A 13,482-nucleotide genomic window follows, 5' to 3' on the forward strand; every position below is an offset into this window, starting at 1 on the left:
TCACTTCTTCTCGCCCTTCTCGAGCTCCGGCTTCCTGTCCTGCATGGCCGGCTCGATGCAGTACTGAACGAACTCGCCGACGGTCTTCACGTCCCTGAGCTCGCGCTCGGTCGATCCCTCTTTTTGCACCTCGCACGCCCACTTGCAGTCCGGGTCGGCGTCGCATACCGGCGCGCGCGTGGTGTCGCCCTCGAGCGGCTTGACCGCCGCGAGATCGGCCGCCGTGCCGAAGGTGAAGTAGTAGGCGATCGCGCTCGTGCGCGCCGGCGCCGAGCCCGCGGCGAAGTGCTTCTTCAGCGCCTCGACGGGCGAGCCCTCCTTCAGGTCGCCGAGCGCCGCGCCGTACGTGAGCGCCTCGGGCATGGCGAACCCCTTGCTCTCCTTGTTGTCGGGGAGCCTGCTCATGAACTCGTCGATGTGCTTCACCGTCGACATCTTGAGGATGGTCGCCGCGGCCGCGCGGCGGATCTTCCACTTGTCGGTCTTGAAGAGGCCGTAGAGCTTCTCGACGACGAGCTCACGCGGCATCTCGCCGACGCGACGGAAGGCCTGGTCGAGCACGGCGTCGGGCGCATCGGCGGTCGCGATCTCGAGGATGCGCTGGATGTCGCTCGGGTTGTTGCGGTCGAGCCGGCCCTCGAGCGCGGCGAGGGCGGCCTGGCGGCGCTTCTCGGGCTGCTCCTTGTCCGCCGCGAACCCGAGGAGGAAGTCCACCGACGGCCGGCCTCCGAGCTTCTTCATCGACCCGAAGACCCGGAACAGCTCCTCTTCTTGGTACTGCGCGAGCTGCGCCTCGAACTGCTTCTCGGTCGGCGTGAGCTTCGACGCGGCGTTCGCCGCCTGCAGCTCGGGCTTCTTGACGTTGGTCCACTCGCCGGAGGTGACGAACTTGGCGATGGTCACCAGGTTCGCCGACGCGGCCTCCTTCGTCGGAGCGTCGCCGTACTCGGCCACGAGCGACGCCAGCTGGTCGAGCCGCTTCGCCTCGCGGGTCATGAGCTTCGGCAGGCCGGCCACAGCGGCCGGGCCGATGAAGCGCAGGAGCTGCTCCATCCCGTAGGCCTGCGAGCGGTCCTCGAGCCGGTGCTCGAAGTCCGCCATCGCCCAGTCGATCAGGGCGGCCTTGAGCCCCTCCTTCAGCCCCTCGTCCGCGATGATCACGGTCCGCTCCGACGTGAGCATCGCGTACGCGGCGTCCTTGTAAGGGAACGACGCGTCCTGCTGGAGCGGCTGCCCTGGCTGCGCGACGGGCGGCGGCTTTCTCAGCTCGGCGATGATCGACGGCACGAGCGCCGCCACGATGGACTGCCGGGCCTCCGGCTCCATCGTCGCGAGGGTCTCGACCATGATGCCGATGCCCACGCGCCGGCCCTGCCGCGGCTTCATGCGGATGAGCGAGGTGGCCGCCTCGATGCGGAGCGAGCTGTCGTACTTATCGTGAAACAGCACCGCCCTGAGCTTGTCCGGGCCGTGCGCCGTGGTCTCCCACCGATGGATGTCGTTCTCGTTGACGCGGCACCCGCTCGTCGCGAGCCCTGCGCCCGCGGTCGCGAGACACAGCAAAAGAAGGCCCGCAGCGCCGGCGCGCCGCCCTGCTCGTTCGACAGTTTCCATGCACGTCCCAGGAGGGTCGGGATGGTACCGCCCGCAGCGCTTTGTTTGAAAGATTTTCAAGGCCGGGAAGGGAGGAGCCTTTTCAAAGTCTGCGCGAAATCCGGCCAAAACTCCAGCGCCGGCGGCCTGCGATGCCTCCCGGCTCCCTCCCCTCGCCCCGCTGCCCGGAGCGGCTGCTCTCCACGCCACGGGGCGAGCTCAGGCGCATGCGGGCGCACGGCAGCGCCTGCTTCGCCGCTTCAGCTGCCCGCCCCGCCCCTTCCCACCTCTTCCTCTTCTTGCATTCTTGCAGCCCTCCCATACTTCTTGCCCCCGGAGTCGAGTGCGCATATGTGAGCAAAGTAGGTCCAGGTAGGTATGCACGTCCCCTTGTTCGCTCCTCGCCGTGCCCAGCCCGCCGCCGGCCTTGGCGAGCCCCTGCGGTCCGGGGCGCGCGGCGCCGCGCGCACCAGCCCAGCAGGGATCGCGGCTCCTGCCGCGCCGCCGGGGCACGGCTACGCCCGGGATGCGGCGGCGCTGGTTCTGCTGGTGTCCGCCCTGTACAGCGCGCTGGCGCTCGCCTCCTTTCGCGGGGATCCGCTGCGGCCGGAGGTCTCCGGTGACGACTGGGTGGGCCCCGTGGGCGCTGCGCTCGCGGGGACGTCGATCGAGGCGATCGGCGTCATCGCGTGGTTCGTCCCGCTCGAGCTCGCGCTGCTGGCGATGCCGCTGCTGGGGGCGAAGCGCTCGATCGCCAGCCTGTTCCGGCTGAGCGGCGACGTCGTGGTGGTCATCGTGCTCGCCGCGCTCGGGCACGTCGCGTTCCCGCGCGCGGTCGCGTTCGGCGCGATGCCGATCGGCGGGGCCGTGGGCGAGCTGTTCGGGGAGGTGCTGCGCGCGCTCTTCTCGAACATCGGGTCCTACATCATCGGGCTCACCATCGTCGCGCTCATCCTGATGGGCCGCGCGACGTTCTCGTTCATCGAGCTGGCGCATCGGGCCGAGCAGCTCGCGATCGCCATCGCCGCGCGCGTCGCCGGCTGGGCGCGCGCGCTCTTCGGCGCGTGGGCCGCGGCGCGCGACCTGGAGCGGCAGGCGGCGGCCAAGACGCAGGAAGCGCCGCCGATCATCGCGCGCAACTCGAGCCCCGACGCGATCATCGCCGCGCTGGCCGACGACGCCGACGAGCGGCCCTCCGACGCCTCGGCCAGGCACACGCCCATCGAGCCGACGCCCGTCGAGGCCCCGGCGCTCGATGTCTGGAAGAGCGCGCCGCTCGACGGCTCCCTGGAGGAGCCAGCCGCCCCGGCAAAGCCGCGGCGGGGGCGGAAGGCGCAGGTCAAGGAGCCCCGCGAGGAGGCGCAGCCGAGCGCGGCGCCGCGCGGGGCGGCGCAGCACGACGCCGAGCCGCGCGAAGCGGAGATCCACGGCGGCGAGGCGCACGAGGTGGTGACCCACGGCGCCGAGCCGCACGAGCTTGTGATCCACGGCGGTGAGACGCACGAGCTTGTGATCCACGGCGGCGAGACGCACGAGCTGGTGACCCGCGGCGCCGCTCCCCGCGAGGCAGCGCAGCGCGACGACGAGCCGCGCGAGGCAGCGTCGCTCGGCGCCGAGCCGCGCGGCCGGGCGCAGCGCGACGCCGAGCCGCGCGAGGCAGCGCAGCGCCCGGCTGCGCGGCGTCGCGCCGCGTCTCCCGCAGCGCCGCGCGTTGCTGCCACACGGGAGGACAGCGAAGAGCCGCCGTTCGAAGGCGAGGCGCACATCGACGAGGAGGAGGCGAACCTCGACGAGGACGAGCCGGTGGAGCTCGCGGCGCTCGAGCCACGCGATGACCAGCCAGGCGATGAGGACCAGCTGGCGACCGCCCTCGACGAACAGGAAGAGCTCGACGTGCCGACGCCGTCGCCCATCCTGCCCGTGCGCGACCGGCGCGAGCCGCCGGTGCGCGAGCTGCCCGCGCGCGAGCCGAACGCCAGGGTGGCTCACCGCGAGCTGCCTGCGCGCGAGCCGCGCGAGCTGCCTGCGCGCGAGGTGCCTGCGCGCGAGCTGAGCGCCACGGTGGCCCATCGCGAGCTGCCTGCGCGCGAGTTGCCTGCGCGCGAGCTGAGCGCCACGGTGGCCCATCGCGAGCTGCCTGCGCGCGAGCTGCCCGCGCGCGAGCTGAGCGCCACGGTGGCCCATCGCGAGCTGCCCGCGCGCGAGCCGGAAGCCACGATGGCCCGCCGCGAGCCCCCGACCGCCGTCGGCCCGGAGCGGGCTCGAGGCGCCGCGCCGCGCGATCCGACGATCGTCGATACGAGCCGCGAGCTCGTCAGCGAGAAGCCGGCCGTGGTGAAGGTCGTCCCGGCCGCCGGGGCGGGCTTCCGCCTGCCGATGACGGACATGCTCGAGGCAGCCGCGGGCGGGCGCCTCCAGCTCGACGCGGATCAGCTGAAGGCGACCGCGCAGCTCCTCGAGAAGACGCTCGCCGACTACGGCGTGAGCGGAAAGGTCGAGGAGATCCACCCGGGGCCGACCGTGACGACGTTCGAGGTCTCCCCTGCCGCCGGCACCAAGGTGTCGAAGGTCGCAGGCCTCGCGGACGATCTCGCGCTCGGCCTCTCGCGCAAGGTCCGCATCGTCGCCCCCATCCCCGGCAAGAACCGGATCGGCTTCGAGATCCCGAACGAGCACCGCCTGCCCGTCAACCTGCGCGAGCTCGTCGAGGATCGCCGCTTCGTCGAGATGAAGGCCCCGCTGCCGTGCGTGCTCGGCCGCGACATCATCGGGACGCCGTACTTCGCCGACCTCGCGTCGATGCCGCACGTCATCGTCGCGGGCGCGACCGGCGCCGGCAAGAGCGTCGGCCTCAACGTGATGCTGGTGAGCCTGCTCTTCCGCAAGACGCCGGAGGAGCTCAGGCTCCTGATGATCGATCCCAAGGTCGTCGAGCTCGCGCCCTTCGATCGCATCCCGCACCTGCTCCTGCCGGTCGTGACGGACATGAAGCAGGCGGCGAACGCGCTCAAGTGGGCCGTCGACGAGATGGAGCGCCGGTACCAGCTCTTCGCGAACGCGGGGACGAAGAACATCACGACCTACAACGCCTGGGTCGAGCGCGTGCAGCGCGGCGAGGCGCGCCCGCCGAAGCCCCCGGCCAAGGTGAGCGCCATCGGCGCCGATGGGCTCGAGGTGGAGATCGACGCGGCGAAGGACGGATCGGACGCGGCGCTGCCGGAGAAGATCCCCTTCATCGTGATCGTGGTCGACGAGTTCGCCGACCTCATGATGCAGCAGGGCAAGGACGTGGAGGCGAGCGTGGCCCGGCTCGCGCAGAAGGCGCGCGCCGCCGGCATGCACGTGATCCTCGCGACGCAGCGGCCGAGCGTCGACGTCATCACCGGCATGATCAAGGCGAACTTCCCCACGCGCATCGCCTTCCGGGTCGCGCAGAAGGTGGATAGCCGGACGATCCTCGACGAGCAGGGCGCTGAGCACCTGCTCGGCCGCGGCGACATGCTGATCAAGATGAACGGCTCGAACGACACCCGCCGCGTCCAGTGCCCGTTCTGCTCGGAGGAAGAGGTCCAGCGGATCACCGACTTCCTCCGGCTCCAGGGCGAGCCGGTCTACGACGAAGCGATCCTTCGGCCCCGGGACGACGAGGGCGAGGAGCCCGACACGTCCGACGCGGAGGCCGATCCGATGTACGACGCCGCGGTGCGCATCGTGGCCGATACCCGGCGCTGCTCGACCTCCTGGCTGCAGCGCAAGCTCGGCGTCGGCTACAACCGCGCGGCCAAGCTGGTCGAGGCGATGGAGAAGCGCGGGCTCGTCGGGCCTGCAAACGGCGCCAAGGATCGCGAGGTGCTGATCGCGCCGATCTGATCCATGTGATTTGTCTTGACGCTGTTACACAACGGGTGTTGGCGCGCCGTCGACCCGGGCAAGCGGGACAGACGGGATGTCGAGGAGCCTACGGCCCCGAGGTTGCCGCCGACGGGGCTGCGCGCCGGCATGGCGGTTCTTTTGACTTTCCCGTTCGAATGCTTCATGGAGCACCCAGGATGGCGCCCGAGGAAACGCGCACGCGTCTGATCGCCCAGATCGCGAGCCTCCTGAACGACGGGACGATGCCCGCAGACGCCCGCGCAGCGGGTCTGACGCTCATCGGCTGGCTGGCGAGACGCATGCCCGGAGAGGCGGCATCGCGGGATGGTGTCGATGAAATGTGCCGTCGCGCCGCGGTCCTGGGCTGCCGACCGCGGCGCATCGGCGGACGGCGCTCCACCTGATCCGGCGCCGCTGAGGGGGCCACGGACATCCGGCCGAGCCGCGCGCAACCGGGGCCGGCCGAGCGCTCCGCGCGGGCACGCGGCGTTCGCTACTTCACGTCGGATTCACGTCGGATTCGCGCCGGAGCGTCGCCCTGGACCCGCGCCCGCCTCGCGGATGTGTGCCAGCACCGGGTCCCAGCGGCCCCAGACGGCGACGCGAGACGCAAAAGCGACATCCGTACCGTAATTTGTACGTGCCGTAGCGAGCGCGGCTAAGCTCCTGGTCGAGCGGCTTTCTGCGCCGCGGGGCTCGCGCGACGCCCGATCCGGGACGTCGGCTCGCTCGGTACCATGGGGTAAACGGCCGCAGTCGGGCCTGTGATAGGTGGTGTTGCTCATGGCGAACCGCGTGGTCGCCCTCCCCGAACCGCACCCGAATGACGATGAAGATGTCGTGTGGGGGATCTCCACGGCAAGCGCGCTGTGGGCCCGAGGCGAGCGGCGCGACGCCATCGTGTGGCTGCGGCGCGCGGCCGACGCGGCGGGGGCGGCTGGGCAGCCGTTCCGCGCCTCGGAGCTCGGGCTGTGCGTGACGGCGCTCGAGGAGGTGATGGCCTCGGAGATCGGGCAGCCGAGCGATCCCGATCTCCTGGAGACCATCGAGAGCGAAGGCGACGAGCCGCCCCCGTCCTCTGACAAAGCGCCGCCGTCGGACGAGCAGACCTGGCGCCGCCGCATGTCGCTCACCCAGGAGTTGCGCGCCTCGATGCCCTCGATCGAGATCGACATGTTCGAGCCGCTCTCGCAGCCGGAGCTGGAGGCCGAAGCGGAGCGACTGACGGGATCGTCGCGGCCGTCGCCGCCGCTCCACCCGGGCGCGGAGGGCGGGCCGGGAGCCGGAGCCCGACCGATCGCGCCGTTTTCCACCGCGCCCGCCGGCCATGCGCAAGGCAGCCCATCGCACCCCGCGCCGCCGATCGCGCAGCGACCGATGCCGCAGCCTTCTGGGGGTGCCGTCCCGCAGGCTGCGCCGACCCTCCAGCAGCCGCCGCCCTTGGCTCCGGCAGCGCCGCCTGGTGTGTCGCGCTCGCAACCGCCCCCCGCCGCGTACCCGCAGCGGCTCGATCCACCGCACGCTCAGCCCCCGGCGCAGACTGCGCCCTCCGCGCCGCCGATGACGGTGCCCTCCGCGCCGCCGATGACGGTGCCCTCCGCGCCGCCGATGACGGTGCCCTCCGCGCCGCCAGCGGCCGCGGCCTTCGCACCGCCGGCGGCCGCACCCAACGTCCAGGCCGGCGCGATTTACCGGAGTCAGCCGCCGCCACCGGTTCCGGTGCCTTCGAGCGCCATTCCGCCGCCTCCTCCTCCACCGGCGGTGCCGTCGCTACGGCAGCAGCTCACCTCGGACCCGTATCGGCCGGCGGCGCAGGCGAAGACACAGAGCGCGCCGCCGCCCGCCCTGATACCACCGCTTCCCGTACCGCGGGGAGCATCGCGGCAGCCTTCGTCGGCTCCCCCTCGCCCTTCCTCCGCACCTGCGCCGCAGGAGCCGCAGGTTGCCCCGACTCCGTCGCCGGCGCGCCGCCGGTCCGACGCTGCGGTGAGCCCCCTCCCCCTGCAGCCTCCTCGCCCCGCCGGTGCACGGACGCTGAGCGAGCCGCCGCCCGCGGCGCCGCTGCCTCCGCCGGCATCGGCGCTTCCGGCCGCACCGCCACCTGCTCCACCGCTGCCGAGCCTCGTCGCGGAGCTGCAACCGCCGCCAGCGCCAGGAGTTGCCGCGCCCGCGGCGTATCCGCCCTCCGTCGGGCCTCCGCCTGCGTCGCATCCGCCGTCCTTCGGGCCTCCGCCGGCGCCGCATCCGCCCTCGTTCGGGCCTCCGCCGGCGCCGCATCCGCCCTCGTTCGGACCTCTGCCTGCGCCGCATCCGCCCTCGTTCGGGCCTCCGCGCCCGCAGCCTGCGCCAGCACCGCATCCGGCGTCTTTCCAACCTCCGCGCCCGCAACCTCTGCCTCCGCCCGGCGCGCTGGCACCCGCTGCGCTGCCAGCCGGCGCGCCGCCGCACGCTCAGGTGCTCCCGCCGCCAGTGTCGCCGCCGTCTTTCGCGCCACCGCTGCCGCCGACCGGCGCGCCGCCCCCGCAGGCGCTACCTCCCCCGACGCCGCCGCCACACCCGCAGGCGCTACCTCCCCCGACGCCGCCGCCGCCAACGCTGGCCTCCGCTCCACTTCCGCCGCCCGGCGTTCTTCCGCCGCCCGCTCCACTTCCGTCGACCGGCGTGCTTCCGCCGCCCGGCGTGCTTCCGCCGCCCGGCGTGCTTCCGCCGCCCGGCGTACTTCCGCCGCCCGCTCCACTTCCGTCGCCTGCCGCGCGTCCGCCGTCACACGCGGCCCCTGCAGCGCCGCCGTATTCGACACCCCTCGCGCCTCCTCCATCCGCGGCGCCAACGCTGGCAGGCTCGATGCCGATCGCGCCGCCCGCTCCATCTCCCGAGGCGCCCTCGACGGCCACCGCGCCGCCGTTCGTCGCGCCACCTCCGTCGCCTGCCGCGCCGCCGCCGGCGTCTGTCCCACCGCCCGCCGCGCCCTCGTTGCCGGCGTCCGTCCCGCCGCCTGCCGCGCCCTCGTCGCCGGCGTCCGTCCCGCCGCCCGCGCCACCCGCCGCGCCGCTGGCCGCCGCGGGACCGCACCCGGCCTCCGCGTCGCACCAGATCCCGAGCCCTCCAGCCCCCACCGACGAGCGCGCGCACAAGGACGACGTCGGGGAGATCCTTGTGGATGCTCAGGCCTCGACGCCCACCCCGGCCCGCACAGGCACGGCGTCACCCGCGCAGGGCGCGAGCAGCTCGAAGCGCAGGCCGCGCGAGCCGATCCTCGACCCGTGGTCCGAGGACGCGGAGCCCGCCGCGCCACCTCGGCCTCCCCAGGAGATCGTCACGCCGAGCGGCGATACGTACCTCGTGGCTCGCAGGCATCCCTCGACGCCACAGACGAGCAACGAAGACGAAGACGAGGTCATCACCTCGGCAGCGCCGCTCGATCTGACGCTCAAGCGGACGCCGGTCTCCGCGCGACCTCCGGTGCCGCCGACCCCCGCGGCGCGCGTCCGCGCGGCGGCGCCCACCGGAAACGAACCCCCAGGACACCTCGGGGCCTCCGCCGACAGCGTCCCCGCGAAGGGCGCCGTAATTTCCGCGGACCCCGGCGAAAACGTCGAGGCTCCTGCGAGAGCAGACGCGTCAGCCCCGGAGTCGACGACCGAAGGGACCGTCGTCATCGAGCTCTCCGACAGCGACCTCGAGGCGCCGAGCTCGTCCCGGCTCGCGAGCCTTCCCCCGCCGCCGCAGGCAGCGGAGCAGGACGACGACCAGCAGGCGAAGGCCGACCCGTCCCGCGGCGCCGAGGAAGGCGGCGCCGAGGTCCAAGCGCTGCACCCGCGCGCGCTCGATGAGGCGTCGGGCGAGACCGCGCCGGAGCCCGAAGAAGAGCTGCTCGACGACGCGGATCTCGCGCTCGACGAGGAGCCCTCGGCCCAGCCGCCCGCCGTCGAGCCGCGCCCGGCGTCCACCGCTGGCGCCCGGGTGCCGGCCACGGTCGACACCCCGCTCGCCGCGGCGCCGCTCGCCGATGTGCGCGCGGTCGAGCCGCACCAGGCGGCCGCAGGCGAGACCGTCGACCTCGCCGCGATGGTGCTCGACGCACCGCCCGAAGCGCCGCCGGCGAGGGGGGCGGTCGCGGCCCTCGGTATCGAGCCGGGCCTGCTGAAGCCCGACGCAACAAGCGCCGCGCCGGCCGTCGCCGAGCCGGCGGCCCTCACCGGCCGCGACATCGAGCAGATCGATGCGTTCGCCGACCTGCCCGAGGAGATGCACGACGAGCTCGCGCTCGCGGCGCACGTGGAAGACCTCGCGTCCGACGAGGAGCTCGCCGTCGACGGGGCGGCGCTCGTGCTGCGCGGGGGCGCCGCCGTGTGCGCGAACATCGTCGATGTCCCCGCCGAGCGCGCCGCGATCAGGACGCTCGTGCCGTCCCGCGGGACGCTCGAGGAAGGCATCCCGCTGCGCGTCGTCGCCGGCGCGGACGGCGCGCGGGTGGCGATCTGGAAACAGGCGACCATCGACAACGCGCTCCGCAGCTGCCCCTGGGTGCTCGACGAGCTGCGCGCCGTCGCAGACCGGCTCCAGGCGCTCGCCGGCGCCACGATGGGGCCTCTGGGCGAGCTCGAAGAGACGCTCCTGCGCCGCGTCCTCGGCCGGCTCCGCGTTCGCAACCTGGCGCCCGGCGAGCACCTCATCCACGCCGGCAACCCCATCCCCGGGCTCGTGATCATCGGCGCCGGCGCGCTGGAGCTGGTCACGGAGCGATCGCAAGAGATCGCCGGCGCCGCGAGGCCCGGCGAGCTCCTGTTTGCCTCCGAGCTGCTCGGAGGCCAACCGGCGCCGTCGATCGCTCGCGCGGCCGGGAGCGGCGCGCTCGTGCTCATCGCCGATCACCCCACGCTGCGGGAGCTGTTCGAGAGCACGCCCGAGCTGCTCTCCATCCTGGCGCAGTCCGTCTCGCTGCACGCTCAGGGCGGCTGAGGCGGCGCGCGGGCCGGCGCCCGCCGCGCGGCGCTAGAGCCGCGCGGGGCTCGGCCAGCGCCGCGTGTCAGCGAGCCCCGACGGGGTGCCCTGCCGCGCGGCGCTAGAGCCGGCCGCGCTCGGGCCGCGACGGCCGCTCGATCCCTTGCTCCAGCTCGGCCGGATCGACCGGCTCCGCTTCCTCGTTGACCTGCCAGACGAGCTCGCTGTTGCCCTGCGCCCCGGCGAAGCGGAGCCCGAACCACCTCGCGTTCGGCGAGATCGTCGGCTTCCCGTCCGCGGTCGCGCGCGGGAAGCGGATGCGGAACGCCTGCCGCCACACCGTGTTGTACGGGAAGTAGGTCCGCTCGAGCGCGTTCGGCTTGTTGATCGCGACGATCTCCTCGGGCGCCGTCTCGTTCCCTGTGTCGTCGATGAGCCGCACGATCCACGCGCTGTTCGGCGTCGACAGGTCGTTGTACTTGCGCTCGCCCCCGAAGATCGCGACGAAGAACTGGTGGCGCTGGCGCGTCTCCTCGAGCGTCTTCTCGAGCAGCTTCTGGCGCTGCTCGATCGTGAGCCGGTAGTCCTGCGCGTAGCGGACCACGTAGGCCCAGCGGAAGTCCCACGACTCGAAGGTCGCGGTGGCCGTGAGGAAGTTGTCGAGCTCCGAGAGCGCGAACAGGTGCTCCGTGCGCGTCCAGTTGCGCAGCACGTTCTCGTAGTCCGTCGCCACGTACTCGCGGGGCCCCTCTTTCAGGCTCACGAGCTGGGTCGAGCAGCCGGTCAGGCCGAGTAGCGCCGCGAGAGCCAGACCGCGCCGGAGCCGTGCTGCGTTGACCACGCGGCCAGGGTACCCAGCGCCCGCGCTGGATGCACGCACACTCGAAGGAGATCCCGCGCCTTCGGCCGCAGGCGCGCCCGCCGCGCTCACCGGGGCGGCCGCGGAGCGCCTGTCGGGAAGGTGAACCCGACGCTGAACCGCGCGGCGTAGTACGAGGCGACGTCGCCGCGCAGCGGCGTCGTGACCGGGAAGAGCACGCTCAGCGCCGGCTGCACGTTCGCCAGGATGAAGCGGACGCTCGGCGAGATCGCGAACGTCGCGCGCCGGTCGTCCGGCAGGTCCTGCGTCAGCTGGTAGACCTCCCACAGCTCCAGCCCCACCCCGACCGGCCTCGCGAGCCGGTAGCCGAAGTAGAACGCCGTGCGCGCCGTGATGTCGGTGCGGCGCTCCCCGGCCCGCAGGCCGCGCACGACCAGCGACCAGTCGAGGCCCTGCCTGAGCTGGAAGATGAACGGCCCGGTGATGTGCCGCATATCGAACCAGGGGCGGAACGTGAGCGTGAGCTCCCGGAAGCGCGTCTCGTCCCACGGCCGCACCACGCGCGCCGTCCGCAGCACCTCGGCCCGGTCGCGCGAGACGTCGCGCGGGACCGGGAGCACGACGCCGAAGCCTCCGCCGGAGGCGAGCCCGCGCACGCTCGACCAGACGCCCCGCGCATACACCTCGGGGCTCCCGAGCAGGATGGATCGCTCGACCCCCGGGACGCTCGCCGCGGCGCTGTCGTGCACGGCGCCGACGAACCACTTGCGCGGGACGAGCGGCGTCTCCATCTCGCCGTGCGAGTACCAGGCGAAGGCGCTCCTGCCGCCGGCCCGGCTCGCCGCGTCGGTCTCGATCACGGCCGCCGTGTACTCGAAGGTGAAGGTCGGATCGCGCGCCGTGAGCCCGGGGAGCGTCGGAGGCGCCGGGACGTCGAAGACGGCCTCCTCTTCCTCGTCGGACCACGCGCCTGGACCGGGCGGCGCGGCCTCCGCCGCGCCCGCCACGGAGACCAGCGAGAGCCACGCCGCCGCGCGGGCGAGGCGCCTCGACGACGCCGGAACCCGCGCAGGCGGCCTCGATGCCACGGGGAGCGCCGGCTCGACGCTACTTCGACCCGAGGCCGAAGTCGTTCGCCGTGACGTAGAGCATCAGCCCGATCAGCATGAACACGCCGACCAGGTGGATGTGCGCCTCGATGCGGGCGTTCGGCCGGCGCCGCGTGGCGGCCTCGTAGAACAGGAACATCAGGCGGCCGCCGTCGAGCGCCGGGAACGGGATCAGGTTGAACGCGCCGAGGTAGGCCGAGAGCAGCCCGAGGAACTCGAGCCCCTCGGCCCACCCGCGCTTGGCCGCGTGCGCGGTCTCCTCGATCATCCGCTTCGGACCGCCGAGCTCTCCGTCGACCTTGCCCGTCAGGTACTGGCCGAGGCCGACGACAAGGCTCTGCACGACCTTCGGCGGCTTGGTCACCGCGAGGATCGCCGCCTCCTTCGCGGTCACCGGCGCCGACTGGACCGCCCCGATCGCCATCACGCCGATCTTGCCCGCGCCGTTCTCGTTCGCCGGCGTGACCTTGGCCTGGACGCGCTCGCCGGCGCGCTCCACGACGATGTCGAGCGGCCGGCCCGGGCTGTGGGAGATGATCTCTGCCATCTTCTCCCAGTCCTGGACCGGGGTTCCATCGATCTCGACGATGCGGTCTCCGTCCTTGAGGTTGGCCGCCGCGGCCGGCATCCCGGCCACCACGCCGATGTCGGTCAACCGGTAGGGCTTGCCGCCCGTCATCAGGCTCGCGAAGAAGAGCACCGACGCGAACAGGTAATTGGCGAGCGGACCGGCGAAAATCGCGGCGATCCGGCCCATCAGGCTCGCATTCGCGTAGCTGCCCTTGTCCTCGGGATCGACCTCCTCGAGGGGATTCATCCCCGCGATCTGCACGTACGCGAGGAAGGGGATCATCGCGACCTGGAACACGGTGGGGCCGTGCTTCACCGGGTCGTGGCGAAAGAGCCGCACGCGGACTTTGTCCGCGGCGGTCGTGAACCAGTAGTACCCGTCCTTCGGGATAACCTTGAAGAAGGTGGGGCCGAAGCCGATCGAGAACTTCAACACGCGCATGCCGTAAGCGCGCGCGGCGAGGAAGTGCCCTCCCTCGTGGACCACCATCAGCAGGGCGAGACCGAGGATGCCTACGAAATACCAGCCGACCATCTCCGGCTAGTCTAACCAGGGCGGGCCCCGTCCGCACG

Annotated in this window: 9 protein-coding genes; 3 read left to right on the top strand and 6 right to left on the bottom strand. The window is 72.8% G+C overall.

All coding sequences use genetic code 11. The features are described from left to right. Window positions 1-1,614: a hypothetical protein gene (locus WME90_RS41590; RefSeq protein WP_437277635.1), complete on the bottom strand. Its 1,614-nt coding sequence runs from the start codon at window positions 1,612-1,614 to the stop codon at window positions 1-3. A 357-nt stretch (window positions 1,615-1,971) separates the two neighbouring features. On the opposite strand from WME90_RS41590, the gene WME90_RS41595 reads away from it, so the two are divergent. Then, a complete protein-coding gene (locus WME90_RS41595) occupies window positions 1,972-5,463 on the top strand; it encodes a DNA translocase FtsK 4TM domain-containing protein (protein ID WP_437277636.1) in 3,492 nt (1,163 codons plus the stop codon). A 179-nt stretch (window positions 5,464-5,642) separates the two neighbouring features. Further along, on the top strand, window positions 5,643-5,870 hold the full coding sequence (locus WME90_RS41600) for a hypothetical protein (RefSeq protein WP_437277637.1): 228 nt from the start codon (window positions 5,643-5,645) through the stop codon (window positions 5,868-5,870). Between the two features lie 1,119 nt (window positions 5,871-6,989). Here the strand turns inward: WME90_RS41600 and WME90_RS41605 are convergent. Together WME90_RS41605 and WME90_RS41610 are read right to left on the bottom strand one after the other, a co-directional pair. Further along, window positions 6,990-7,136, bottom strand: a complete 147-nt coding sequence (locus WME90_RS41605) for a hypothetical protein (RefSeq protein ID WP_437277638.1) — start codon at window positions 7,134-7,136, stop codon at window positions 6,990-6,992. A gap of 780 nt (window positions 7,137-7,916) precedes the next feature. Further along, window positions 7,917-8,582 carry a hypothetical protein gene (locus WME90_RS41610; protein ID WP_437277639.1) on the bottom strand — a complete coding sequence of 222 codons (666 nt, stop codon included), beginning with the start codon at window positions 8,580-8,582 and terminating at the stop codon, window positions 7,917-7,919. A 40-nt stretch (window positions 8,583-8,622) separates the two neighbouring features. Here WME90_RS41610 and WME90_RS41615 point away from each other — a divergent pair, with 40 nt between their 5' ends. Then, window positions 8,623-10,428 (top strand): cyclic nucleotide-binding domain-containing protein, encoded by a 1,806-nt coding sequence (locus WME90_RS41615; protein WP_437277640.1) that lies wholly within the window; start codon window positions 8,623-8,625, stop codon window positions 10,426-10,428. Between the two features lie 103 nt (window positions 10,429-10,531). Here the strand turns inward: WME90_RS41615 and WME90_RS41620 are convergent, their stop codons facing one another. The 3 genes from WME90_RS41620 to WME90_RS41630 all read right to left on the bottom strand — a co-directional run bounded on the left by WME90_RS41620 (window position 10,532) and on the right by WME90_RS41630 (window position 13,444). Next, entirely contained in the window at window positions 10,532-11,251 is a 720-nt protein-coding gene (locus WME90_RS41620; RefSeq protein WP_437277641.1) for a hypothetical protein, read from the bottom strand. Between the two features lie 86 nt (window positions 11,252-11,337). Next, window positions 11,338-12,318 (bottom strand): hypothetical protein, encoded by a 981-nt coding sequence (locus WME90_RS41625; protein WP_437277642.1) that lies wholly within the window; start codon window positions 12,316-12,318, stop codon window positions 11,338-11,340. A 19-nt stretch (window positions 12,319-12,337) separates the two neighbouring features. Then, complete coding sequence (locus WME90_RS41630) at window positions 12,338-13,444, bottom strand: M50 family metallopeptidase (protein ID WP_437277643.1); 1,107 nt, start codon at window positions 13,442-13,444, stop codon at window positions 12,338-12,340. Window positions 13,445-13,482 lie beyond the last annotated feature (38 nt).

This window comes from Sorangium sp. So ce375 (genome assembly GCF_051473855.1).
Classification (GTDB): Bacteria; Myxococcota_A; Polyangia; order Polyangiales; family Polyangiaceae; genus Sorangium.